Annotated in this window: 18 protein-coding genes; 8 read left to right on the forward strand and 10 right to left on the reverse strand. The window is 57.5% G+C overall.

Annotated features, from left to right (window positions below):
- Nucleotides 1-87: 87 nt before the first annotated feature.
- From LMG28727_RS07865 to LMG28727_RS07880, 4 genes are read right to left on the reverse strand one after another with little or no spacing between them, the layout of a single operon-like run.
- Nucleotides 88-1,965: a polysaccharide biosynthesis protein gene (locus tag LMG28727_RS07865; protein ID WP_201641739.1), complete on the reverse strand. Its 1,878-nt coding sequence runs from the start codon at nucleotides 1,963-1,965 to the stop codon at nucleotides 88-90.
- 12 nt (nucleotides 1,966-1,977) lie between these two features.
- Nucleotides 1,978-3,000 (reverse strand): MraY family glycosyltransferase, encoded by a 1,023-nt coding sequence (locus LMG28727_RS07870; RefSeq protein ID WP_201641900.1) that lies wholly within the window; start codon nucleotides 2,998-3,000, stop codon nucleotides 1,978-1,980.
- Complete coding sequence (locus LMG28727_RS07875; protein WP_201641740.1) at nucleotides 2,994-3,965, reverse strand: UDP-glucose 4-epimerase family protein; 972 nt, start codon at nucleotides 3,963-3,965, stop codon at nucleotides 2,994-2,996. Before LMG28727_RS07875 ends, LMG28727_RS07870 begins: the two co-directional genes overlap by 7 nt.
- Entirely contained in the window at nucleotides 3,962-4,801 is an 840-nt protein-coding gene (locus LMG28727_RS07880; RefSeq protein WP_201641741.1) for a glycosyltransferase family 2 protein, read from the reverse strand. Before LMG28727_RS07880 ends, LMG28727_RS07875 begins: the two co-directional genes overlap by 4 nt.
- Nucleotides 4,802-5,126: 325 nt before the next feature.
- Between LMG28727_RS07880 and LMG28727_RS07885 the strand changes: the two genes are divergently transcribed.
- From LMG28727_RS07885 to LMG28727_RS07915, 7 genes are all read left to right on the forward strand, one after another.
- On the forward strand, nucleotides 5,127-6,548 hold the full coding sequence (locus tag LMG28727_RS07885; RefSeq protein ID WP_201641742.1) for a UbiA family prenyltransferase: 1,422 nt from the start codon (nucleotides 5,127-5,129) through the stop codon (nucleotides 6,546-6,548).
- Nucleotides 6,549-6,551: 3 nt separating this feature from the next.
- Nucleotides 6,552-7,868 carry an FAD-binding oxidoreductase gene (locus LMG28727_RS07890; RefSeq protein ID WP_201641743.1) on the forward strand — a complete coding sequence of 439 codons (1,317 nt, stop codon included), beginning with the start codon at nucleotides 6,552-6,554 and terminating at the stop codon, nucleotides 7,866-7,868.
- Nucleotides 7,865-8,605 carry an SDR family oxidoreductase gene (locus LMG28727_RS07895; RefSeq protein WP_201641744.1) on the forward strand — a complete coding sequence of 247 codons (741 nt, stop codon included), beginning with the start codon at nucleotides 7,865-7,867 and terminating at the stop codon, nucleotides 8,603-8,605. The genes LMG28727_RS07890 and LMG28727_RS07895 overlap by 4 nt, the downstream gene beginning before the upstream one ends.
- Nucleotides 8,606-8,613: 8 nt before the next feature.
- Nucleotides 8,614-10,329: a hypothetical protein gene (locus tag LMG28727_RS07900; protein WP_236591653.1), complete on the forward strand. Its 1,716-nt coding sequence runs from the start codon at nucleotides 8,614-8,616 to the stop codon at nucleotides 10,327-10,329.
- A 73-nt stretch (nucleotides 10,330-10,402) separates the two neighbouring features.
- A complete protein-coding gene (locus LMG28727_RS07905) occupies nucleotides 10,403-11,341 on the forward strand; it encodes an NAD-dependent epimerase/dehydratase family protein (RefSeq protein ID WP_201641745.1) in 939 nt (312 codons plus the stop codon).
- 13 nt (nucleotides 11,342-11,354) lie between these two features.
- Nucleotides 11,355-12,638, forward strand: a complete 1,284-nt coding sequence (locus LMG28727_RS07910; protein WP_201641746.1) for an NAD(P)/FAD-dependent oxidoreductase — start codon at nucleotides 11,355-11,357, stop codon at nucleotides 12,636-12,638.
- Nucleotides 12,635-13,060, forward strand: a complete 426-nt coding sequence (locus LMG28727_RS07915) for a GtrA family protein (protein ID WP_201641747.1) — start codon at nucleotides 12,635-12,637, stop codon at nucleotides 13,058-13,060. Before LMG28727_RS07910 ends, LMG28727_RS07915 begins: the two co-directional genes overlap by 4 nt.
- A gap of 112 nt (nucleotides 13,061-13,172) precedes the next feature.
- On the opposite strand, the gene LMG28727_RS07920 is transcribed toward LMG28727_RS07915, so the two are convergent.
- Nucleotides 13,173-15,065 (reverse strand): rhamnosyltransferase WsaF family glycosyltransferase, encoded by a 1,893-nt coding sequence (locus tag LMG28727_RS07920; protein ID WP_201641748.1) that lies wholly within the window; start codon nucleotides 15,063-15,065, stop codon nucleotides 13,173-13,175.
- A 110-nt stretch (nucleotides 15,066-15,175) separates the two neighbouring features.
- Here LMG28727_RS07920 and LMG28727_RS07925 point away from each other — a divergent pair, with 110 nt between their 5' ends.
- Nucleotides 15,176-16,198: a methyltransferase domain-containing protein gene (locus LMG28727_RS07925; RefSeq protein WP_201641749.1), complete on the forward strand. Its 1,023-nt coding sequence runs from the start codon at nucleotides 15,176-15,178 to the stop codon at nucleotides 16,196-16,198.
- Between the two features lie 171 nt (nucleotides 16,199-16,369).
- Here the strand turns inward: LMG28727_RS07925 and LMG28727_RS07930 are convergent, their stop codons facing one another.
- From LMG28727_RS07930 to LMG28727_RS07950, 5 genes are read right to left on the reverse strand one after another with little or no spacing between them, the layout of a single operon-like run.
- Entirely contained in the window at nucleotides 16,370-18,331 is a 1,962-nt protein-coding gene (locus tag LMG28727_RS07930; RefSeq protein WP_201641750.1) for a glycosyltransferase family 9 protein, read from the reverse strand.
- 13 nt (nucleotides 18,332-18,344) lie between these two features.
- Entirely contained in the window at nucleotides 18,345-21,701 is a 3,357-nt protein-coding gene (locus LMG28727_RS07935; protein WP_201641751.1) for a glycosyltransferase, read from the reverse strand.
- Between the two features lie 32 nt (nucleotides 21,702-21,733).
- Nucleotides 21,734-23,626: a glycosyltransferase family 2 protein gene (locus LMG28727_RS07940; protein ID WP_201641752.1), complete on the reverse strand. Its 1,893-nt coding sequence runs from the start codon at nucleotides 23,624-23,626 to the stop codon at nucleotides 21,734-21,736.
- Nucleotides 23,627-23,630: 4 nt separating this feature from the next.
- Nucleotides 23,631-24,377 (reverse strand): ABC transporter ATP-binding protein, encoded by a 747-nt coding sequence (locus LMG28727_RS07945; RefSeq protein ID WP_201641753.1) that lies wholly within the window; start codon nucleotides 24,375-24,377, stop codon nucleotides 23,631-23,633.
- 11 nt (nucleotides 24,378-24,388) lie between these two features.
- The gene (locus tag LMG28727_RS07950) at nucleotides 24,389-25,171 is read right to left on the reverse strand and encodes an ABC transporter permease (protein ID WP_201641754.1); all 783 of its coding nucleotides are present in this window, start codon (nucleotides 25,169-25,171) and stop codon (nucleotides 24,389-24,391) included.
- Nucleotides 25,172-25,179: the final 8 nt, after the last annotated feature.

The following is a 25,179-nucleotide window of genomic DNA, read 5'->3' on the forward strand; positions in this document are numbered from 1 at the left end:
GGCAACCATATGATGGCCACAAATGAAGAAAGGCACCCAAGGTGCCTTTCTTTATGGACTTACCGTCAGGTCACGGCACCGGTCCGCCTATGACGCCCGAATCTTGGGCGCCACGCTGCGAAGCGCCGTGCCGGTGGCCGGCTGATATTCGGGCACCCAACGTCGCAAGTCACGACGGACCTCATCGTCGGACAGAACGCGGTGCTGCATCAGCCACGGCAGCAGTTTATCCAGCAGATCGTCCGATACTTCCCGCGCGCGTGCCGTCCGCAGCTTTGGATGCGGCGTGCGAGTCGTCGCTTCGTCGCATGCCAGCAACTCTTCGTAAAGCTTTTCGCCCGGACGCAAACCTGTAAAGACAATCCGGATTTGCTCTTCAGTAAAGCCATACAGACGAATCAGATCGCGAGCAAGGTCGACGATTTTCACTGGCTCGCCCATATCGAGAATGAAAATCTCGCCCCCCCGCCCCATGCACGATGCCTGGAGCACGAGCTGGGATGCCTCCGGAATCGTCATGAAGAAGCGCGTTATCTCAGGATGCGTCACCGTGATCGGGCCGCCCTTCGAAATCTGCTGCTGGAATTTCGGAATCACACTGCCGGCGCTGCCCAGCACATTTCCAAATCGAACCGTTTCGAACTGCGTACGTGAGCTGGTTTGCTGCAAAGCCTGACACGCCATCTCAGCCAAACGTTTACTGGCGCCCATGACGTTGGTCGGGTTGACGGCCTTGTCGGTGGAAATCAGAACAAAATGCTTCACGTCGTGACGGATCGCCGCCCGACCTACCCTGTACGTGCCGAGCACATTGTTACGAACCGCCTGCCAAGCGTTCTGTTCTTCCATCAATGGGACATGCTTGTAGGCGGCCGCATGAAAGACAATGTACGGCGTGTGACGGGACATCACCTGTTCGAGCAGCAGTGAGTCCTTTGCGTCGCCAATCACAGCGACGACCGAAATACCCGGAAAGCGCTCCTGCAACTCCTCGGTAAGCCGGTAGATTGCGAACTCGGACAGATCATAAGCAATCAGTTGAGCCGGCTGAAAGCGTAAGATCTGGCGACACAGTTCCGAGCCAATCGATCCTCCTGCGCCCGTCACCATCACTACGCGATCGCGCAACAGCGCTTCGACGTGAGGTGTATCGATGTTGACCGGGTCGCGCCCCAGCAGGTCTTCGAGATCGATCTGCCGCACACGCGACAGAAACGCCTGACCCTGGGTAACGGCGGTCAACGCGGGCAACACGAGCGCGCGTACACCGGCTCGCACGCATAGCGTTGCAACGCGCCGCTGCACGTCCACTGACGCCGAGGGAATGGCGATGATCGCGTATTCCGTTTTCAGCTCCTCAGCCATCTGTGGCAATTCGCTAATGGAACCGAGCACCATGTACCCATAAATCTCGCGACCGTGCTTCGAGACGTCGTCATCGAGCAGGCCGACAAGCCGCCATTCACTGGAGCGGGACAGCTCGCGCGCGAGGCTCGCACCAGCGTTGCCGGCGCCCAGCACGACGACCGGCTTGCCTTGCCCAACCAGTCCGCCATACAGATAGAACTCTTTGGTCGCACGATACAACGCCCGCGATCCGCCCATGGTGAGGAAGAGGAAAAGCGGCGACACCACGAGCACCGAGCGAGGCACGATCGGTATCGGCTGAACCATCACAGCGATAACCATCGCAATCAGGGCCCCCGAAACCACCGCTTTAGAGATGCGCACCAGGTCCGGCAGGCTGGCGAACACCCACATGCCCCGGTACAACCCGAAGATACGAAACATGATGCCGTATGCAGGGAGCACCCATAACAGCGAGTGCATCGCGCCAAGCCGGAAGTCGTCTGGGATTGACCCGTTGAAACGAATGACATACGCCGTGACCCAAGACGCGGCCACGGCGAACAAGTCGAAAAGGAAAGCGCTGAAGGATAGCCAGGAGGCCTTGTTTCTTAGCATCAGCGTCACACCTCAATTATCGGACAATGTTGATTGGAAACGACGCCAGCGCAGATCTACTGCTGCTCCTGCACCACAGAGAACGACGATCCAAACGACAACCACGCAAGCCTGAACAGTTGCGGTGCAGCCAAGCGCGTAGATAGCAATCATTATGCCAGCCGCTATCACCACATACCATGTCAAAGCTGCTTTCGCATGCCCCGCACCTGAGCGCACCATGCGTTGATAGTAATGCTCACGGTGAGCTTGCCAAATTTTTTCGCCACGCAAAAGTCTGCGAGCCAGCGTGACCGACGCGTCGCCGATGAACGGCGCGAATACCAGGATCGGGAACCAGACCGGCCAGGCGCCCTCCCGCCAGCCCCAGTAACCCAGCGCACCGGCCAGGAATCCGAGAGAAATCGATCCTGCGTCTCCGAGAAAAATACGCGCGGGGTGAAAGTTAAACAACAGGAAACCGAATGCAGCGGACGAAATGGCGACCGCCGACAACGCAAGTTCAATCATAGGACGCTCGGCGATCAATGCCCCGACTGCATAACCCGCGAAGCCGAACAACGCCATCCCGCCAGCGAGACCATCCGCGCCATCCATGAAATTGTAAAGATTGACCAGCCAAATCATTAAAAAGGCAAGAATTGCAAGCTCCCACCAGGGCGCGGCCGCGGGAAAAAGCGTAACGAGCCCGACAACAGCCACGATGTGCGCTACAAACCGGACCCGGACCGGCAATCCACGGCGATCGTCGATTTGTGAAATCGCGGCCAGGAAGCCTGCGCCGACAGCCACGCCCCACAGGCTTGGCGCAATTAGCAGGATCGCCGCCACCACGACCGGCACGATGCCCCAGCCCCCGATCCGAGGTGTCGGGACGACATGCATCGAGCGTTGGTTGGGGACATCGACGGCGAGTCGCCACGCGATGCCCGTCTTGAGCAACGCCCACAGAATCGCGGCGCATGCGCACGCCGCGCCAAGCGCGGTGAGTACGATGGTTGCCCAGAGGGGCAAGGTCGAAAGGTATGTCAAGATGCGCGCCCTTGATGCGTAGACCGATACCAACAGGCGGTCGCGGCCAGCCCTTCGTCGGCGGAATAGGGCGGCTTCCAGCCGAGTGTCGTGCGGATATGGGTAGTATCGAGTTGCAGACTACCGACCAGTCTGTCAATTTGCGACGAGCGCCCTGTCAGACGGCCGGCGGCTCGCAATAAGCCTTTGGGGACGGGTAACAGCCGGGCAGGCCTATGTAGATGCCGCCCCAATGACCGTACGAGTTCGGCCACCGTCAACGCCTCGGCGTCGGCAACATGAAAGCACTGATTGACCGCGCGCGGGTCGGTGGCACAGCACACCAGCGCATCAGCAAAATTTTCGACGTAAACGAGGCTGCGCCGAGCTTCGATCAGGCCCAGCGGCAATGGCATTCCTTTCCAGATGCCGTCCATCAGGCTCAGAAAATTGGCTCGCACCCGAGGGCCATATATCAACGGCGGCCGCACGATCACCACTTCCATGCCCGACGCTTTGCCAAAGTTCAACAACGCCTGTTCAGCGGCAAGCTTCGAGCGTCCATAAGCATCCTTGGGAAGCGGCGGATCGTCTTCGCGTAACGGACGCCCAGCATCGCTTTCAGCAAGTGCCTTGATACTGCTGACAAAAACAAACCGTCGAACGCCGCGCCTCCGCGCCGCCTGCGCAACACGAAGTGCGCCGTCAACGTTGGTCGCGTGAAACGCTGCGTCCGGATTGGCAGTCGTGTCGTGCAACACATGCGCGCGCGCCGCCAGATGGACTACACAGTCAATTTGCGATTCGGCACGCCATGAGGTGTCTATGCCGACAAAATCTGGACCGGGATCGATCCATTCGTTCAAGCCGCTGTCCGGCTGTGTTGCACGCCGCACAAGACCGGTGACGATGTGGCCCGCATCGCGTAGTGCCCGGCAGAGCGCGATGCCGACGAGTCCATTGGCTCCGGTAACGAGCACGTGACTCATAACCACTTCCAGCCGAACCGGTTGAAGAATCGCCAGGCCGACGCAACGAACATGCGGACATGGGCCGAGCCCTTGCGCGCCGCCCCGCCGCCATGATGCAGCACGCGCACGGAGGGCGCGTAGACAACGCGAGTCACATCATGCGCGCGAAGGCTCAAATCATAGTCCTCGAAATAAAGAAAATAGCGGGCATCGAAACCTTCCAATTTTTTCAGTAGGCGTGTGCGAAAAAGCATGAAACAGCCGCTGACGATCGGGGGATCCCAGACAATGTCGTTCCCGTTAATCTGGTCGCGCATCTCGTACCTTGCAAGCCGGCGCGTGAATAACGAGCGCAGTCGCGCGGGCAGAAAGCCTCGTGCGAATAGATCGAGGAGCGTCGGATAACGTCTGCACAGGAATTGCTGTTGACCACGTTCGTCCCCGACCCACGGCGTGAGCAGACCTGCTTCCGTGTGAGCCTCGAAAAAATCGAGCGCCACTGTGAGAGCATCCGGCGCAAGATCGACGTCAGGGTTCAGCACGAGGTGGTAAAGGCTGGTGCTCCGCTCGATCGCGAGGTTGTGGCCGCGGCCATAGCCCACGTTGCCGTGCCCTTCGATAATGTCACAACGAATACCTTGCGCGCGGAGCGCTTCCAAGGCGACAGAACAGTCGGGCAGGCCACCGTTATCAACCAGATAGAGCGTGACGGGAAGACCGGGACGCGACGTTTGCAGCATATCGCAAGCGGTCGCGACGCCTGTGAGCGTCGAACTCAACTGATCAATGTCAGGCCGGTAGACCACCACCGAGACGGACAGCCCAGTTGATTCCAAATGCGGCGTAGCTTTCATGTATGGAGATTTCGTGTCCTATAGAGGACACTTTGTTGTCTGGCCGCAACAAGCGGAAGTTTGCTCAATTTTCCGCGGCGAGGCAACTGGACTTGCCTTTTGTTACCACCCGGTCTCAATCACATAAATTCATCAACTTCTGTTAACCCCCGACACTTCGTTCGCGAAATCAGAGGTCTTCGGCCAGAGGTTGTGCGAACAAAACCGGGATAGTAGAGTGATGGCGCAACGCTCGAACCTCCATGGCCGGCGAGAATAAGTTTCACACACGGCAACCTTAGCTGCGTTTCTAACGATCAAAACAGCCGCCTCCGAGGCTCATCGAATGCACAGACCGCTTGTCGTCGATCTGGATGGTACGTTAATTCGCTCGGACGTCTTGATCGAGTCGGGGTTTGCCTATCTGAAGACCGCGCCTCTGCGGTTCTACAAACCATTGCTCTGGCTTGCCGGCGGCGGCAAACCCGCGCTTAAGGCAGGGCTGGCGCACGCAACAGACGTGGACGTTTCTGTTTTGCCCTACGACGTCACTGTACTCGAATGGCTCCGTGAAGAGCATACGGCTGGCCGTTTTCTAGTATTGGCCACAGCAAGTCACGAACGTTATGCGCATGCGATCTCTGAACACCTCGGAATATTCGACAAGACCTTCGCCAGTAACGACAGCATCAACCTGTCCTCTCACAACAAGCGGGAAAAGCTGGTCGCCGAATATGGAGAAAAGGGTTTCGACTACGCCGGAAACTCCCGCGACGACATCGCCGTATGGCGGTCCGCCGAACGCGCATACGTCGTTAACCCGTCCAATGGCGTGGAACGTGCCGCACGCAAGCTCGGCAACGTGGAGCGTGTGATCGAGTCGCGGCCGCCAGGCGTGAAAACGTGGGCAAAATCGTTGCGGCTGCATCAATGGTTAAAGAATTTGCTGATCTTTGTTCCGCTGCTGGCGGCTCACAAGTTGCGGTCGTCCGATCTTGCGATCGAAGCGCTGCTGGCTTTTTTCAGCTTCGGCCTGTGCGCATCGAGTGTCTATCTGCTCAACGATCTGCTCGATCTCGAAGACGACCGGCATCACCCGATCAAATGCAAACGGCCTCTTGCTTCGGGCACGCTGCCGATCGCGTGGGGGTTGGCGCTATGTCCAATTTTGCTACTCGGCGCGTGCATTACTGCCTGGCTTTTCCTACCTGTTGAATTTGGCGCCGTACTCCTCGGCTATTACTTGCTGACGCTGACATACTCCATCTACCTGAAGCGACAGGTGATGATCGACGTCGTCGTGCTGGCGATGCTCTACACGACCCGCATCATCGCGGGCACGGCGGCAGTGGGCGCACAACTTACCTTCTGGCTGCTGGCTTTTTCGATGTTCATCTTCCTGAGCCTGGCTTTCGTCAAACGCTACGCCGAACTGCATCTGATGCAGGAACAAGGTTTGGGCAAGACTCGAGGCCGCGGTTATGTCGCCAGCGATCTTCCGCTCGTGTCGTCGCTTGGGGCAGCGTCCGGTTATCTTTCCGTGCTCGTGCTGGCGCTCTATATTCAGGATGCGAAAACGGCCGATCTGTATCGCCATCCGCAGATCATCTGGCTCGCCTGTCCGCTACTGCTTTTCTGGGTTAGCCGGACGTGGCTTATAGCGCACCGCGGCCTGATGCACGACGACCCGATCGTTTTCGCTGCGCAGGATCGCCTCAGCCTCGCCGTCGTCGTCGTTTGCGGGCTGATATTCTGGGCAGCCGCCTAGGCCATGAGCACTGTCCTATCGTGGGGGCGCTATCCTCATCTGCCGCAAGAGGTGCATACCATAGCATGGCGTGACGCCACGCAAATCGTGTGGGACGGGGTGCGCCACTCCCATGGGACCGCCCTCGCCTTTGGGAACGGCCGCAGCTATGGCGATAGCTGCCTGGCCGCGTCGAACCACGTCATCCAGACATTGCCGCTCGACCGCCTGATCGAGGCAGACTGGCAGACCGGCATTCTCCGCGCGGAACCAGGCGTTACGCTTGGACAGATTCTCGAGTTGGCTGTCCCGCGTGGATGGATGTTGCCGGTAACTCCCGGAACCCAGTATGTGACGTTGGGCGGCGCCATCGCTAACGACGTTCACGGCAAAAATCACCATATGCGCGGCACCTTCGGGCGGCACGTGCTCCGCTTTGCGCTCGCACGCAGTGACAACACACAATTCGAGTGCTCGTCCACCCATAACTCAGAATTCTTTGCCGCGACAATTGGAGGGCTTGGACTCACTGGCCTCATCCTGTGGGCAGAAATTCAGTTGGTGTCGATTCAGTCGAGCATGATCGATGTGACGAGCGTTCGCTTCGCCAATCTGGACGAGTTTTTTTCATTGTCCGAGCGACTCGACCCGCTGCACGAGTACAGCGTCGCCTGGGTCGACTGCCAGAGCCGAGGCAACGGACTTGGGCGCGGTATCCTGACGGTCGGCAATCACGCCACCCAGGGACCACTCGAACTAACGCAGCGCAAAAAACGCACCGTGCCTATTACCCTGCCAATACCCCTGTTCAACCGCGCCACGCTATACGTTCTAAATGAACTCTACTATCAGCGTCAGCAACGCGATGAAGTACACTCGACCGTCCATTACGACAGTTACTTTTACCCGCTCGACAGCCTGCTCGAATGGAATCGCATCTACGGACGCGCGGGCTTTCAGCAGTATCAATGCGTCGTCCCGCCTGCCGTGGCACACGATGCAATTCATGCCATCCTGGACGCGATAGGACGAAGCGGCATCGGCTCTTTTCTCGCGGTTTTGAAGCGTTGCGGTGCGTTGCACTCGCCAGGCCTGCTTTCGTTTCCCCGCGAAGGCACATCACTTGCGCTCGATTTCCCACAGCGCGACGTGCCCAACGCGCGGCTCTTCGACACACTTGACGCCATTGTGCGCGATGCCGGCGGCCGACTTTATCCGGCCAAGGATGCGCACATGTCAGCCGCTGATTTTTGTGCCGCTTATCCTCAATGGCAACAACTCGAAGCACTACGGGATCCCGCGATGCTGTCACGCTTCTGGCAACGAACCACTCAAATATGAAAAAAATTCTTATCGTAGGCGCGACGTCGGCGATTGCCATTGCCTGCGCTCGCCGCTGGGCTGCCGAAGGCGCGTGCTTCTTTCTTGCCGCGCGCAACAACGAGCGTCTGCAGCAAGTCGCGGGCGATCTGACTGCGCGCGGCGCTCAGTCAGTCGTATGCCATCAACTTGACATCGACAGACTGGACACGCATCAGGCGATGCTGGCCCAATGCGCACATGCACTCGCGTCACTCGACATCGTACTCATTGCGCCCGGCACGCTCCCCGACCAGTCGCAGTGCCAAAGCGATGCGGCACTAGCGGTACGCGAGTTCACGACCAACGCGGTATCCGTGATCGCATTACTCACGCCGATTGCCGGTCTTCTGGAAACGCAAAAGAGCGGTACGTTGGCGGTGATTTCTTCCGTTGCCGGTGATCGCGGACGTCCATCGAACTATCTTTATGGCAGCGCGAAAGCAGCGCTCACCACGTTTTGCGAAGGGCTGAACGCGCGACTGTTCAAATCCGGCGCACATGTGCTAACGATCAAACCAGGCTTCGTTGCCACGCCGATGACTGCCGGCCTGCCACTGCCAGGGCCGCTCGTTGCCACCCCGGACAAAGTCGCGGGCGACATTGTGCGCGCCATCGAAAAGCACAAGGACGTACTTTATACGCCGTGGTTCTGGTCGCCCATCATGTTTATCATCCGGTCACTGCCAAGATTCCTGTTCAAACGCGCCTCGATCTAGGACGTAAAATGCCGATTAATCGGAAACTCGACGCTGGCTATTACGCAATCTTCGTGGTGGGCGTCGTGGTTTTTGTCACGACGGTCATTGCTGTATGGCAGCAATTTTCGCCGGTTCCGTACGGCGACTCGTGGGATGGCACGATCGGCTTCTACTTGCGCGCACTGCAAAACCCATCGCAAGCCTTCTTTGAGCAGCATAACGAACATCGCCTAGTCGTATCGCGACTAATCTTCTTCTCCGACGTCCGTTATTTCGGTGGACGTAACGTGCTATCGCTGATTGCAAACCTCGTGTTCGCGTCGTTCTTCGCCATCACATTCTACCGGGTAGCAGCGCATCATCGTGCGAATCTGTCCACTGCAGCACGGTTTGGGCTGGCAGGTGCCGCACTGGCGTTCACCTTCTCGTGGATACAGTCGGAGAACTTCACGTGGGGCTTTCAGAGCCAGTGGTTTGCCGTGTATCTATTCGCGTTGCTCGCGTTCCATTCGGTCGATCTTGCCGCAGAAGCCGAAACGCGGCGCGAACCAGCGAAGGCATCGGCATGGCTTGTAGCAGCGCTGGCTTCCTCGGTGGCCGCAGCATTTTCCATGTCGAGCGGTTTGCTAGTGCTTCCCGTCCTGTTGGTACAGGCCATATATTTGCGCTTTCGCGTGCGCAGAATACTTGTCATCGCGGCGATCGCGATAGTCGTTTGGATTGTCTACTTCGCTGGCTGGCACGCAACCTCCGGCGATGGCAGCCTGACCTCCGGCTTACGTCACCATCCGGTCGACACGTTTCGCTACGTGTTGTTGTTTCTCGGTTCGCCAGCCCGCAACACCCTACTAGGCCTAAGCGGCACATATCTGTGCGGCGCCGTGGCATTAGCAGCGACCGTCGCTTACTGCCTCTCGGCGCTACGCGCACGGCCCGGTCAGATTTGCGCGTTATCCCTGCTTACATTTGCACTCTTCATTGTGGGCGACGCTCTTGTGACTGCGAACGGTCGCCTCTGGCTCGGACTCGGCAGTGCGCTCGCGTCTCGCTACACAACAGCTTCGCTAGCCGCGTGGCTGGCCATGGGCCTTTTCGCGCTGCTAAATACGGCTGCGGGCACACGGCGTTATGCGGTGCTGCTGTTTGCGCTGGCGGCAACCCTGCTGGTTGTCGACGGACAGCGGCAGGTGCGGCGGTACGACCACAATCAGCGTTATGGGCGGCTCGTGGCCGGACTTGCGTTACGCGCCCATGTATACGACGCGCCGCTAATGACAGCGGTGTATCCGTCTCCCGAACGCTTGCTGCCCACCGTAAAAGAGGCGGAAGCCGCGCGAATCTCGATCTTCGCGCCATCGCAGCCGGATTACCCCACACCGCCCTCTCGCGTAATCGCGACGTTGCCATGCGAGGGATTTACGGACGTCATCACCGGCACCAGCGCACCCGGCATCTATCGCGCGACGGGCTGGATGTACGATGCGGCCAATAGCAGCGTTCCACGCACTATTGTCGTGACGGATGCCGACGGTGCGCCGCTTGGCATGGGGGTCTCGGGTGGCGAGCGGGCCGATGTCAATACCATTTACGGGCGTCATGCAAGATACAGCGAATGGACGGCGTTTTTCAGGCCGCCCGCGCAAGGTGAAATCGTCGTGAACGGCAGGATCGCAAGAGATAGTTATTGCCGCCTCAGAGGAACCTCGGCGGTGCCGGCGGTATTGCCCGTAGCCGGCCAGTAGCGGCGTCCCGTCGGAGGTACCTATCTATCTGTTCATACTATGTTGGCCGGCCTGAAATTTTTTGAGTGATCGCATGAATCAAACACGCATTCTTCTTCCTGGCGGTGCCGGCCTCGTGGGACAGAACCTCGTCGCACGACTCAAGGCGCGTGGGTATCACGATCTCATCGTTCTGGACAAACACCGAGCCAATCTCGACGTTTTGCGCAAGGTGCATCCCGACATTACCGCAGTCTATGCAGATCTGGCCGAGCCTGGCGACTGGGCTCGTTACTTCGCAGACGCGGATCTGGTCGTGATGTTGCAGGCGCAAATTGGCGCACCAACACTGGAGCCCTTCATTCGCAACAACATCACATCTACGCACAATGTTCTCGACGTGATCAAGCGCTTTCAGATTCCGTACACGGTCCATATCAGCTCATCGGTGGTGAAGTCGGTCGGCGAAGATTTTTATACCGACACCAAACGCGAACAGGAAGAGATCGTGCTCGCGTCAGGCATAGAATGTGTCGTGCTTCGCCCCACACTGATGTTCGGCTGGTTCGACCGCAAGCACCTTGGATGGCTGTCGCGCTTCATGCATCGTGTGCCGGTGTTCCCCATTCCCGGCAGCGGGAAGTACATGCGACAGCCTCTGTATGTCGGCGACTTCTGCAACGTAATCATTAGCTGCATCGAATCTCGCATTAAAGGTCAGACGTTCAACATCACGGGGCTGGAGCGGGTCGACTATATCGACATCATCCGGCAGATCAAACGGGCCACCCGCGCGCGCTGCGCAATCGTACGCATTCCGTACAGCCTCTTCTATGTTCTTCTAAAAATTTATGCACTCTTCAACAAGAATCCGCCATTCACGGCAGATCAATTGAAAGCGCTGACGGCAGGCGACGAGTTCGAAGTGATCAACTGGGAAGGCATTTTCCGCATCAGCGCGACACCGTTTGCCCAGGCAATGGACGAAACGTTCAACGACCCCACCTACAGTCACATCGCACTTGAGTTCTGAGCGTATACACACCATGAACGAAGAGCGTATTGCCGTACTCGGCGCCGGCCCAATGGGCCTCGGCGCGGCGTATCAACTCGTCAGGGACGGCCGCAGGCCGATTGTTTTCGAAGCCGATGACCGGGTTGGCGGCATGGCTGCCTGCTTCGATTTCGGCGGATTGTCTATCGAACGCTACTACCACTTCCATGCCATCTCAGATCAAGCCTTTTTCGAGGTGCTGCGCGAACTCGGCATTGAAAACAAACTGCAGTGGCGCGAAACGAAGATGGGGTACTTCTTTCAAGGACGCGTGCAACCGTGGGGCAACCCGATCGCGTTATTGAAGTTTAAGGGATTAAGCCTACAGGCGAAATTCCGCTATGGACTGCACGCGTTTCTATCGACGAAACGCAATGACTGGAAGCCTCTCGATCGTATCGAGGCAGCCAGCTGGATTCGCCGCTGGGTCGGTGAAGAAGCGTGGGAAGTTCTGTGGCGTCGGCTGTTCGATTACAAGTTTTACGATTACGCCTATAACCTTTCCGCCGCATGGATATGGAGTCGCATTCGACGCATTGGCCGCTCGCGCTATAACCTCTTCCACGAAAAACTCGGTTACCTGGAAGGCGGTTCGGACACGCTGTTAGAAGGCATGCGCCGATATATCGAAGCAAATGGCGGCGAATTCCGCCTGAGCACGCCCGTGCAGAAGGTGGTCATTGAAAATGGCAAGGTACGGGGCATCGAAACAGCGGGCAGCTTCATCCCATTCGACAAGGTAATCAGCACGATTCCGCTGCCCTATGTACCGCGCGTCATCCCTGACCTCCCGGCGAACATCCTCGACGCGTTTCGTAGCGTGAAGAATATCGCCGTGGTGTGTGTCATTGCCAAGCTGAAAAAGCCGGTCACCGAGAATTTCTGGCTGAACACGAACGACCCTGAGATGGACATTCCTGGTATCGTTGAGTACACCAATTTGCGGCCACTGGGTGAGCACATCGTCTACGTGCCGTTCTATGCCCCAGGGAACCATCCGAAGTATCAGGATGCGGACTCGGTATTCATCGACAAGGTAAAGCGGTATCTGATGAAGATCAATCCGACGCTAACGACAGCGGACTTTATCGACGTTCGGGCGAACCGCTATCGCTTCGCGCAGCCAATCTGCGAACCTGGCTATATGGATCGCCTCCCCCCCATCCAGCTCCCGGTCCAAGGCCTTCTCGTCGCAGACACGTCGTATTACTACCCTGAGGACCGGGGCATTTCGGAAAGCATCGCACTGTCGCGCAAGATGGCGAAGATGCTATGACTCGCACTCACCATCTCGTGAAACAAACCTTCGTGTCGCGCGAGTTCCTGCTGTTTCTACTGACCGGAGGCTTTGCCGCGGCGGTCAACTGGGGAAGCAGAATCGTCTATAACCTGTGGATGTCGTATTCCACCGCGATCGTCATCGCCTACCTGACCGGCATGGTCACAGCGTTTGTGCTCGCCAGGTTGTTCGTCTTCACGAAAAGCACGCAATCAACCGGGCGCTCCATCCTGTTTTTCACGCTCGTCAATCTGATTGCGGTATTACAGACATGGGGAGTGAGCGTCGGGCTCGCGTACTACCTGTTTCCGCGGCTTGGCATCGTATGGCACGCACGAGACATTGCGCATCTGATCGGCGTCGCCGTGCCAGTCTTTACGAGTTACGTCGGACACAAGAAATGGAGCTTCACACATTGATGCGCAAGCCACCTGAATAGCGCGATCCGGTTAAAGAACGAGAGAGATTCATCCAACAATGTCGTTTTCTAAAAAATCGGAGCGCACTCGTACGGCATTCGATGCAATTGATTCAATGCCGCAGGGTGTCCTTGAAAACCGTCCGGATGAAGAATTCATGCTGATCGTTGAAGGTCTCGGTCCAGACACGCGGAAATTTCATTGCCGCGGCGTTCGCATACCGCTGCTCGAGATTACCCGCTTCGGTAACTGCCCGCTTCAGCCCCTCGATTAATGCGGGCACTTCTGGCAGACAAACAATGACACCTTCGGTGACGATATCGAAGTACGCCTGATCCTTGACGCCAAAGGAGTTAGTCACCACCACGGCGCCCGAGCCCGACAGATCGAACGGCAGCAGACTCGGATGCGATGACGCCATCAGACAGAAACCTACGTCGAAGGTAGAGATCACCTCCTGATACTCGCGCAGGTTCATCCGCTCCATCTGTTTCATTTCGTGATCATCGTCGAGCTTGATGACTGCTTCGCCCAACCCAATGCCAATGAACTCCCATTCGTCGACGGGAAACACGCCCTGCTGAAATGCGAGGCATAAAGACAGAGCGCCCAACTCGAACATGTTCCGGTCAACCGGAGGCCGCGAATAAAACGCAAGCCTCTTCTTCCTATCAGCGCCGCGCGTCGCAAAGAAGTCGTCCTTCGGCTTGAGCACGCTGCTGCAAGCGTTATTGAAGAACGTGTAATTCGTCCCCTCGCGCGCGAAGATACCCACCTGTTTTTTTAAAAAAAAGTCCTGAAGTGCCTGGCTGGAAAATAGTGCACAGTAGTCAAACGAATACGTCGCCTCAGCGAGTGCGAATAGCGAACCACATGGATGAAAGGGTGACTCGTAATCCTGGATCAAATACAGAAATTTGCCGCCGCCGCGTGCGTCCATCAGCTTGCGCGCGAGATACGCGCTATACCAGACAGTGGCGACACAGTTGTCGTACGGAGAGATGGACAAAGGCGCTTTACGATCGCCGATATAGACGAATTCGAGTTCGTCAAAAAGCTTTTCCAGACCGGGGTAATGTTGAAGCTTCGAACGGGTAATGTATTCGTCGAAATCGAATTCATCGAACATCACAAGACGGACGTTGACGCCACACCGCTTGATAAATAGCGCGACCTGAAAGACACCAAAAAAACCAGCCGACATCGAACCAAAATCGAAAGCAGGAACAAGCACGTTGACAGTCGGCCGGCGCCTGGGGTCAACCACTATCCAGGGCATATCGTAAACATGAAGTGTTCTGCGAGTCAGGTAATCGAGGTCATAAATCGCTTCATCTTTCCACCGCCGGTATTGCCGACCTTCCCAGCGCCCATATTTCAGGTAGTGATGGGTCGCCTCCCAATCGTGTCTTAGCGTACGGCGCAAGTCGCCATTCAACGCAAGATACTCACCCGGTTTGAAATCGTCTGGCAGCGGCTTGCGCTCCTCTTCCAACTCGCCAATCATCGTCGTGACATTCGGATATCGGCCTTCCCGACTGCCAAACGCCTGGTAGTGTTCGCGAGCTTCGTCCTCGGACATCGATCTGAACTGCTGATAATACGTTCGGTAAAAATCGACATCGAACTGGGACATGTCCGGGTGGTTTCGCTCGAAATCGGCACGGTTACGACAGCGCCTCTCATCGTAACCGCTAGTCGCAAAATGTTCGATCGCCTCGCGCAATGAGGTCTGCCGCATGTCAGGGTAGAACGATCGGTAGAAAAAGACATCCAGTCCGACAGTGCGTGGATCTGAGCTCAGACAGGCAACGAGATTTGGAAATCGGCCTTCGCGCTGGCCATGTTCGATGAAGTGTTGCCGCGCTTCGTCATCCGACAGATTGGCCAGATCGTCGTAATATTCACGGTAGAACTTGGCGTCCAGGTCCACCGGCGCTTCAAGGACTGCCTTCTCTACAGAAGGTTCGGTGATGAACGACTTACGACCACGAAGAAATGCCATGCGCGCCCTCATTCTTCTGAATGGATCGCCTGATTGTAAAACAGAATGGTTAGCGAATAATCAACACTAATCAATTTACGATGTGCGAAGTATGTAACGTAGCTTCGTTCGTGGATAGTGAGGATGTAATCTGTCATCGGCGTCAGGACTTGGTGTCCTGCGCATTAGCCGGAGGAGATATGGACAAACGGCGCGCTACGCTGCAACAATTGCTTACAAAAGAGATGCTCGGTATCGAGATCGGGGCATTGCATACGCCGACGGTCCCGAAACGAGACGGCTGGAATGTGATATCGGTGGACCATGACACCACTGAAGGATTGACCCGAGCTTACAAGGGCGACCCCAACGTCGTAGCCGAATCGCTTCAGCCGGTCGACGTCGTCTGGAATCATGGTTTGATCAGCGACGCGCTAAAGCACAGCGGCTATGGCGAGCGGCATTTCGACTACATCGTCGCCAGCCATGTCATCGAGCATTTCCCGAATCTACTTGGTACGCTACGCGACTTCGAACTGATGATGCGTGACGAGGGAGTACTGGTGCTGGCAGTTCCCGATATGCGCTATTGCTTCGACTTCTTCATGCCTATGTCGAGCACGGCTGAAGTATTGACAGCTCATCATCGGAAGCGGTCGCGTCATACGCGCGAAAGCTTCTTCCGGATGGCCGCTTATGACGTGCTCAACCGCGACACGAACCTGTCGGGTTGGGCCGATGGAAACGTCAAAAATTTCCGCTTCCTGTCCAACCTTCATCACGCGTATGACCGATTTGTTCAACACGACGAATCGAACGACGCCAAATATATCGACAACCACACATGGTATTTCACGCCGTCATCGTTCTCGTTGATCATGCTCGAATTGCGGGCGCTCGACCTGATTGCCTTCGAGATCGTGCTCAAAGAGCCCGGACCACACGGAGAATTCCTCGTGTCGCTCAGGAAGCGCGCAGAGCCGCTGTTGCTGTCGGAAGATGAGTTGAATAACCACAGAATGGCACTCCTTAGATCCTCCGTTGTCGAACTGGCGCAACGTGCTGTGATGCTTGGCCTGATGGAAAAGCCGGCCCAGTTCCCCGAAGCTGCCCGCAGTTGCGTCTCGAGCGATCCGCCGCTGGCATTTCATTGATACAGCGTGCGAAGCGACTTACAAACCGCAAGCAAATAACCGACACTCGCCGGCTGTCGGCTGAAGAAATGAAGCTTTGACAGAACGTGCAGCGTTTAAGACCGGCAACGCGCTCATCTTGCAACCACAAGACTCACGTGCGAGCGCCCAGACGCCGACGCGCACTGCCGGTCAGTTCGCGGAAACAGGCTCGCGCCGTAGCGACGAGAGGAAGCTTTCCAGTGCACGTCGATCGATGCTGTAGCCGGTGCAATAGTGGCGCTCCGGAAAGGTCACACATTTGAGCGAATTGCACGGCGAGCAATTAACGATCGGTCCTAGCACGAGCGACGGACCGGACTGCTCTGCGAACCACGCCTTCGTGTTTACATGACGCGGATGCGTCGAGCCGTAAAGCGAGATTTGCGGAATGTCGAGGATTGCGGCGAAGTGCGCCGTCCACGAATCGACGCCGGCCATCGCCCGGCCAAGCGCCAGAATCGCACGCCACTGCGATGGCAGGAAATTGCGCAGAATCGCGCCGTCGCAGGCGGCTAATGGCGGATCACCCGCACCGCCAATTTGAATCAGCCTGAAGCCGGCTTCATGCACACATTGCGCGAGTTCAACGAGCGTATGCGGAGGAATCGACTTTAGACTCCATCCGCCTAGCGGATGCACGAAAATGACATCTTCGCCGAATGGTTCCATCGTCTGTCGGGCAATCTCGCGCTGCTCGTCGGTCACGGCAGGCTTCAGATTGCGCACTCGTGTGTCGATTGGCAGTCCAACTTCCTCGAGCATATAACCGATCAGATTTTCGCCCGTCTTCGACAGGCTGCGCGACGGATGGCAGCGCGCAAGCCTCGGCGAAGCGTCAGCGCGCTGCGACACGTACCGATACGCAGCCAGCAACTGCGGATATGTCTCTGCCGCGGATGCCACGGGAACCGGCACGGGTGCCGCATCCAGGTCGGGGTTCATATCTTTCACCCAGGACAGCAGCGACTCGGCAATGTGCAGACGCATAGGTATGCCAAGCGACGCCGCGTGACTCGCGACCTGCACAGCCAGCACCACGTCGCCCCGATGAAAAGGGCAAACGAGTTCTATTCGCTCTGTTCCCATTGCCTGTGCCGTCGGCGCCGACCGTTGCTTGTTCAGGAGCCATCGCCAGTCGTGCAGTACCTCCCAGGCGCTGTTTGCGTCCGAGAATTGCCCGCGCAGGCTCACTGCCGCACTAGCGGCGGAGCTCACCAGCCTTGTCTGCTGCTTGCGTAACTGCAGCGCCAAGCCGGCAACTGCAATCTCCGTCACGAAACGTGCATCGAGCCCAAGCGACGGCGCCATGCCGAGAAGACGCTGACGTTCGCCGCCAAAGATACCCCTTCGAAACGACGCGCAGTCCGAGAGCAATCCACATTCCGTGATGCCTGCCGGATTTACGTCGCCCCAGCCATTCTGCGCAGCAGCCTCATCGGCGATGGACAGCGCGCGATCGCCTGCGTCCTCGAGCATGGATTTGGGAATTTCGACACGTTGCAAATTTCCGTTCGGAAGGAACGTATGCGCTGCAATAATGGCTTGCCCATTCGTCGACACGAAGGTCTTGAACAGGTATTCGAAACAGCGGTCAAGCGGTACATAATCGGCGCCTGCAATCCACACGTTCGGCTGCCGCGCTGCGCTTAAGCCGTTGTTGATCGCGTCCGCGTAGCGAAGTTCCTGGCGGGTGTGCGACACGACCGTGATACGCGTCAGCGGCAGCTTGAAATTCCATGCATTGACGTGATCACGAATCGCGACACCTCGCGGTAACTCCGCTGTCGCGTCCACGATCACCAGCTCGCCCAGCACAACCCGCTCTTGGGCCAGTTCGTCGATCAGCATCGAGACGTTGGCAAACGGCGCGACGCCCAGCACCACGAGCGACGAGTTGCGCGCGACTGCTTGCAACGCCGCAGCTTCGACGGAATGCTCTGCGTCAAAACGCGACTGGGTCACGCGCAGCTCCGCACGTGTCGTCGAGAAGGTGTCCAGCAGCGGCGCCTGTGTGGCGGGTGCGTGCAACATCGCGCTAAGCCGCGTCGCGAGCCCCGGGGCAGCCCGGCGCAGCATTCTCTTCAGAGGGCGAGTAATCTGAGCATTCGACATGATGGATTCTTTCTCAGGAGTCGAGCCAAGGCTTCGCAGTGCGCGGCGGAAACGCCAGACCAAAATTTTCTGATCCGACCGTCAGATTTGTGTTGTAGAACGGATCACGTTCAATAATCGGGCCCCAGCGTTCTAGCATGTAAGCGCGTTCCCGAGCATCGCGCTCCAATTGCGCTGGAGTCAGATTCTCGCCACGAGATACGGACTCCAGGTGATACAGCTCCGAGAAAGGCGTGAACACAATATCGTACGACGCCTCGCGAATTTTGAGGCACAAGTCGACGTCGTTGTAGCCGACAGTCAAATTCACTTCATCATATCCGCCGACCCGATCGAACACATCTTTCGGCACCACCATGCAGGCCGCAGTGACCGCCGAAATATTCTGAACCAGCATCGGCCGACCGAAATAGCCGATGGAGTTGCGCGGAAAGTGGCGATGCCCGTGTGCTGCCACGCCATAGAGCCCGAGGATCACGCCAGCATGCTGAATCGTCTCGTTCGCATAGTAGAGCTTGGCCCCAGCCGCGCCCACATTGGGTCGCGATACCTGCGCGACGAGTTCGAGCAGCCAATCGGCATCGATCACTTTTACGTCGTTATTGACGAATCCGAGGATCGAACCTGTCGCGGTTCCGGCTGCGCAGTTGTTCAGCCGCGAGAAATTGAATGGCCCTTCGATCTTCAGGATCTTCACGCGCAGGTCACTTTTTAACGACGCAAAATAGTCGAGCGTATCTGGCTCCACGCTATCGTTATCGACGATGATAAGTTCAAGGTTGTCGTAGTTTGTCTCGTGCAGCAGCCCTTGCACAGCAACCTTCAATACGTCCAGCCGATCGCGTGTTGGTACGATCAGGGACACCCGCGGCAGCGGAGTAGGCGGCTGACGCCTGATTCGCCACCAGCTCGGAAACTGCTCGATCGGTACGACTTCGGCATCAGGCTCGACGTCTGCGAAATATTCGTTCAACGCGCGGTGCGCGGTGTCGATCGATTTGTTCGGATTGTCCGTCGAGAAACTTGCGACGCCAGGGAAGATCCGCCAGTGATACAACACGTGGGGAATATGCCGGATCCGCGTCGCGTCGGTGTGCTTCAGGAAACGCAACGCGAAATCGTAATCCTGGCTGCCTTCAAAACCAATGCGGAACCCACCGATCTTGCGGACGATCGACGTGCGGTACACGCCCATGTGCGCGATCAGATTCTGCGCATAGAACAGCTCCGGATTCCAATCCGTCTTGAAGTGCGCATCGTGACGCCGATCCTGCTCGTCTACCTTGTCCTCGTCGGTGTAGATCAGATCGGTTTCAGGATAGCGAATCAGTTCGTCGGCGACCATGTAGAGCGCATGCGCCGGCAATGCGTCATCATGGTCCATCAGCGCGATGAAATCTCCGGCGACCAGTTCGATCGCGGTATTGGTCGCTGCTGAGATATGACCGTTCTGCGTGCGATAGGCGACCTTGATACGTGGATCACGTTGCGCGTATTCCGTCAGAACCCGCTTGATCTCAGGATTGGTCGACGCATCGTCGGCGATGCAGAGTTCCCAGTTCGGATAGATCTGCGCGAGCACGCTATCGAGCGCCTTACGCAAATACTTCGAGCGTGGATTATAGACCGGCATGGCGATCGAAATCAGCGGCTTCGACCGCATCTGCTCGACCTTCGCACGAATGGCAGCCTGATCCTGTCCGGTCAATGTGTCGAACTGCTCGACCCACGCGCGGTATTCGGAACCATGATCCTCGCTAATCAGCCGGTCGCGGATCGTTGTCTTCAGGGTCGCGAAGTCACCGCGCAATGCGGCTTTGACAACGTGCCTGCGCTGATCCTGATCGAGTAGCGAGTAACCATAGCGCAGCAGGCCAAGGCGGCCAAGATTGCGCACGGTTGCCCGTCCCATCGAAAACTGCTCGCCTTCCTTATCGGTCGGATCAAGGCGCAAGCCCTGCACACCCACCGGCAACACGATTGCCTTGCGAACCCGGCCACGTGCCCCATGCGGCATCGCGTATGCCGTCACATGAGAGCCGCCTTCGCCAGAAAAGACGTACAGAATCGGCTGCATCGGATTTTGCGCATCGACGATGTCGATCGTCGCGAGGGCCCAACCGCCGGTAAGCGGACGCCAGCCGGGATGAACTGCAAATTGAGGATCGTCGCCAGTGCTTACGAATGCGCCGTTAGCAAGCGCTCGAAGTTGCTTCACCGGCGTCAGCGTCGGATGCCGCAATATCCGCGCGATCCGCACCGGCAGCAACACTGCGTTCTTCACTTTACGCAACACAGTAGTCATCGCCCGCAGCGGCCCGGAAAGTCGCCAACTCCATGAACTGCGAAGTGCCTGAACCGTGCCGGTCAGTTCCGCCGAAGTCTCGAGTAGCTTCGCTACCGATGCTTCCAGCTTGACGTTTTCCCGTTTCAACTTTTCTTCGCTATCGCGACGTCTCACAATCTGATCGCACGCGGCGCGCAGCGCCTCTTCCTTTTCCCGCAGTGCCTCGTCTTGCTCCCGCACCGTCGCGTCCAGCTTCGCCATGTCGGCCCGGATGGCGAATAGCTCCACTTCGAGCGCGCCGCCGCGTTCAGTCGCCCGGGCAAGCGAGGTTTGCTGCTCCGCGAGCACGCGACGGGCATCGACGACCGGCTGAGAATCGTCGAGATGCCCTTCGAAAATGCCCGACGCGACTTTCGGCAGTTGCCCATCCGACGCCACTGCGATCAGATACATTGGATCAATCAGACCGTCGGCGCTTTTCAGGTACGCGTCCTCGTTACGATAGTGGACGAACGCACCCGCCCCCCCCTCCGCGGCAATAGCCGATGCATAGATGACGCGCTGTCCATATAGCTCGACGTCGGCGAAGTTGCCACGAATCAGTGCATCAAATTCGTCGCGCGTCAGCTCCTTCACGTGATAGGGATTCGTGTAGTTCGGCAAAAGCGAATAAGCACGCTTGTCGGGACTCGACATGATCAATACGCCATCCGGCCGAAGCACGCGTTTAATCTCGGCGATCATCGCGTCGTGCCGGTCGTGATGTTCGATCGTCTCGAAGCTCACAACGAGGTCGATTGATGCATCCGGCAGTGGGATCGCCGTTGCGGAGCCAGTCCGATAGGATAGATTTTCACCTACGTAGCGCTGCTGCGCGTGCTTGACGGCCTGGTCGGAAATATCGACACCGATCACACTGCGGGCTCGCTCTGCCAAGATTGCCGTGCCGTAACCTTCGCCGCTTGCAATATCGAGCACATCCTTGCCCGACGCCAGTTTTGAAACACAGATGTACCGGTGCAAATGCTCCAGTTCGATGTCTCCGTGCTGATCCGTTGTGAAGCGTTCGCCGGTAAATTCCATAGTTCCGAAGGATAGGTTAGAAAATCTGGTCACTAGCCGAACTGCCCAATTCTCGGGGGAAACGCCAGTGAAAACAGTGGCCCTCCGCTCCTTGTCAGATTTGGGTTGTAATACGGATCTTCTTCCAACATTTGCGGCCAGCGCTTACGCATGAAGTCCGTCTCCCGCTGGAAACGCTCCAGGTTCGTACCGCTCAAATCAGTGCCGCGCGACGCCGACTCATGATGATAGAGCTCTGCATACGGCACATACACGTTCTCGTAACCTGCGGCGCGCAGCTTCAGGCAGAAGTCGACATCGTTGAACGCAATCGCTAGATGGTCGGCGTCGAGTCCGCCCACTTCGTCGAACAGCGCCTTTCGGACGACGAGGCATGCGGCCGAGACCGCCGCAACGTACTGTGCCAATACCGCGCGCCCAAAGTACCCACGATCTCCGCGAGGTATCAGGTGATGCATGTGACCGGCCAGGTGTCCGACGCCCATTAGCACGCCGCCATGCTGCAACCGGTCGTCGGGATACCAAAGCGCTGCACCGGCCGCTCCGTGCCCCGGTAAGAGCGCATAACCGCAGAGAATATCCAACCAGTCCGATGACTCGATCTCAATATCGTTGTTGAGCAGGCACAGCAACGTCCCTTTGGCATGGATTGCTGCGGCATTATTCAACGCCGAATAATTAAACGGTGCGTCGATTCGAAGCACCGTAACGTTAGGGAAACGTGAGTAGTGCTCCAGCAATTCAAGTGCGTTGGGCTCGATCGAACCGTTATCGACAATCAGGATTTCGTAATTCGAATAATGTGTGCGCTCGCGCAGGCTGTCGATACAGCGCGACAAAAGTTCGGCGCGGTCGCGTGTCGGAATGATGATCGACACAAGTGGCACAGGTTGCTGCACGCGGTAAATTACACGCAGCATCGTCGAATCCGCGGATAGCGGCTCAACGCGCGCATCGTGACCGCAACGTGCGAGGTGTTCGCTCACGGCTCGCAGTGAAGCATCACGTGCATATGGCTTGGCTGCCACCTCCCGCGCAGTGCTTCCGGCAATTACGCGCCAGTGATAAAGCACGTGCGGGATATGTACAATCGCACGCGGGCCCGCCAGCTCCGCACATCGCAACACGAGGTCGTGATCCTGACTGCCCTCGAAACCTGGGCGAAATCCACCCGCCTGCCTCACCAACTCCGTTTCCAGAACGCCCAGATGGGAGAACATGTTCTGTCCCAACATCAGCGCCGCGTTCCAGTCGGATTTGAAGTACGGCTGCACGCGTTGACCGCCGGGTGCGAGCTTATCTTCATCGCTATAAAGCATCCGTGCGGACGGATAGCGATTCATATAGCGCACCACCATGAACAGCGCGTGCGCCGGAAGCACGTCATCGTGATCGAGCAGCGCAATAAATCGACCGGAAGCAAGCGCCAGCGCATCACTGCTTGCCACGCAGATGTGCCCGTTCACGGCACGACGTATGACCTTGATTCGCGCGTCACGTGACGCATAGTCATGCAGGATCTCCGCGACGTGCGGTGCGCTCGATGCGTCATCGGCGATACACAGTTCCCAGTGCGGATAGATCTGCGCAAGCACCGAATCGAGCATCTCAGTCAGATACTGCGCGGGCGTGTTGTAAACCGGTACGAGAACTGAGATGAGCGGTTTGTCCTGCAACGTCTTCAGCTCGCGCAGCAAGTCTTCGCGGGCTGCGGCGTCGAGCGTATCGTATTGTGCGATCCATGTGCGGTAGCCGCCGCCCGCTGCCGACCGTATCAACCGGTTCCGCATTCCTGCCAACCCTTCACGCCTCAGCAGGCCCACGACGACGCGCAAGGTCGGCAGCACGCCGCCGCGCAGTTGCACCGCTTCCCGAAAGCCACGCAGCACTCGCACAGGGAGACTGAGGAATCTCGCACCTTGCATTGGCTCAGACCTGCGCTTCGTATGCCGCAACGACTTCTTCCACCGGCCCGAATGCCTGCAGCTGACCACGGTCCATCCATAGCGCCTTATTGCACACACGGCGGATTTCCGAGTTCGCATGCATCGCGAGGACAACGATCTCCGCGCGGCGATGAAGATCTTCGAGGCGCTCTTGCGCCTTGTGCAGGAACGATGCGTCGCCCACGCCCATGACCTCGTCCAGCAGCAAAATCTGCGCATCGACCGCAGTCGATACAGCGAATGCGAGACGCACGCGCATACCGCTCGAATACGTTCTGAGCGGCAAGTCCAGATAGTCGCCCAATTCGCAGAACTCGGCGATTTCCTCCTGCTTCGCGCGGATTTCTGCGTCAGTCATACCGAGCAACAGGCCACGGAGGCGAATGTTCTGCAAGCCCGTCGAGTTTTCGTCCATGCCGAGACTGATGTCCAGCAACGGCACGATCTTGCCGTCGCTTTCGACAGTGCCGATGGTCGGCGAGTAGATGCCGGCCATCGTCCGCAGCAAAGTGGACTTGCCCGCGCCATTGCGGCCAATCAGCCCGATCCGGTCGCCATTCTCGAAACGCACGTTGATGTCGTTGAGCGCGCGCACGACAACAACACCGTCGTTATCTTCAGCAATGGAGTTGCGGCGGCCGATGCGTAGCACCTGCTTCTTCAGCGAGCGCCCTCGCACGTCGTAAATGGGCAGGTCGAGCGTCGCGCCCTTGAGTTCGATATACGCCATGATGTGTTCTCTTATACCCAGTACGGAATGCGCTTCAGATAACGGCCGGTCAGTAGCAATGCAAATGCCCAGCCGATCACCAGCATGCCGACGGCCACAGCCCAGGTCGTGGCGGACGGCACCTGGCCGATCAACGGCGCACGCACCAGCTCGATCAGATGTGCAAGCGGATTCAGTTCAACGATGAATGAAAAACGGTTCAGCGCATTCGGACGATAAATAATCGGTGTGATGTAGAACGCAATCTGCATCACGGCCGCGACGATCTGCGGCAGATCGCGAAACCGCGCCGACAACAAACCGACCAGCATTGCAATCCACAGTGCGTTCAGTGCGTAGATCAGCAATGCGGGGATAAATAGCGGCAGCGTCTCCCAGTTCGGTGTGCCGAACACGACAAGCAGCACAATGACGATCACAAAGTTATGGGCCAGGATAACCAGGTTGCGCCAAAGGACCTGCAGGATGTAGATCAATTTGGGGGTGGACGCCTGCCGGATGTACGTCGAACTATTGATGTAGGCCGTACTGCCTTCGATCACCGTCTGCGCGAAGAAAGTCCACATCACGAGGCTGATCGCGAGGAATGGCAGATATTCGGTCATTTTCTGGCCGAACAGAGTACCGTACACGATACCGATCGACGCAATCATGACACCCATACTGATGGTCAACCAGAACGGGCCCACGCGCGAGCGCGCGTAACGTTGACGTACTTCGAGCCAGCCGAGCAGCGTCCACAACCGCCACGACACAAGACTGCTCTTTAAATCAGTAATGATGGGATTCGACATTGGGTTAG

The sequence above is a fragment of the Paraburkholderia metrosideri genome (assembly GCF_904848625.1).
GTDB classification, from domain to species: domain Bacteria; phylum Pseudomonadota; class Gammaproteobacteria; order Burkholderiales; family Burkholderiaceae; genus Paraburkholderia; species Paraburkholderia metrosideri.

Excerpts from the sequence above, each read along its gene's own strand:
- LMG28727_RS07865 (WP_201641739.1), bottom strand. The coding sequence starts at position 1,965 with ATGCTAAGAAACAAGGCCTCCTGGCTATCCTTCAGCGCTTTCCTTTTC.
- LMG28727_RS07875 (WP_201641740.1), bottom strand. The coding sequence starts at position 3,965 with ATGAGTCACGTGCTCGTTACCGGAGCCAATGGACTCGTCGGCATCGCG.
- LMG28727_RS07880 (WP_201641741.1), bottom strand. The coding sequence starts at position 4,801 with ATGAAAGCTACGCCGCATTTGGAATCAACTGGGCTGTCCGTCTCGGTG.
- LMG28727_RS07885 (WP_201641742.1), top strand. The coding sequence starts at position 5,127 with ATGCACAGACCGCTTGTCGTCGATCTGGATGGTACGTTAATTCGCTCG.
- LMG28727_RS07890 (WP_201641743.1), top strand. The coding sequence starts at position 6,552 with ATGAGCACTGTCCTATCGTGGGGGCGCTATCCTCATCTGCCGCAAGAG.
- LMG28727_RS07895 (WP_201641744.1), top strand. The coding sequence starts at position 7,865 with ATGAAAAAAATTCTTATCGTAGGCGCGACGTCGGCGATTGCCATTGCC.
- LMG28727_RS07900 (WP_236591653.1), top strand. The coding sequence starts at position 8,614 with ATGCCGATTAATCGGAAACTCGACGCTGGCTATTACGCAATCTTCGTG.
- LMG28727_RS07905 (WP_201641745.1), top strand. The coding sequence starts at position 10,403 with ATGAATCAAACACGCATTCTTCTTCCTGGCGGTGCCGGCCTCGTGGGA.
- LMG28727_RS07910 (WP_201641746.1), top strand. The coding sequence starts at position 11,355 with ATGAACGAAGAGCGTATTGCCGTACTCGGCGCCGGCCCAATGGGCCTC.
- LMG28727_RS07915 (WP_201641747.1), top strand. The coding sequence starts at position 12,635 with ATGACTCGCACTCACCATCTCGTGAAACAAACCTTCGTGTCGCGCGAG.
- LMG28727_RS07920 (WP_201641748.1), bottom strand. The coding sequence starts at position 15,065 with ATGGCATTTCTTCGTGGTCGTAAGTCGTTCATCACCGAACCTTCTGTA.
- LMG28727_RS07930 (WP_201641750.1), bottom strand. The coding sequence starts at position 18,331 with ATGTCGAATGCTCAGATTACTCGCCCTCTGAAGAGAATGCTGCGCCGG.
- LMG28727_RS07935 (WP_201641751.1), bottom strand. The coding sequence starts at position 21,701 with ATGGAATTTACCGGCGAACGCTTCACAACGGATCAGCACGGAGACATC.
- LMG28727_RS07940 (WP_201641752.1), bottom strand. The coding sequence starts at position 23,626 with ATGCAAGGTGCGAGATTCCTCAGTCTCCCTGTGCGAGTGCTGCGTGGC.
- LMG28727_RS07945 (WP_201641753.1), bottom strand. The coding sequence starts at position 24,377 with ATGGCGTATATCGAACTCAAGGGCGCGACGCTCGACCTGCCCATTTAC.
- LMG28727_RS07950 (WP_201641754.1), bottom strand. The coding sequence starts at position 25,171 with ATGTCGAATCCCATCATTACTGATTTAAAGAGCAGTCTTGTGTCGTGG.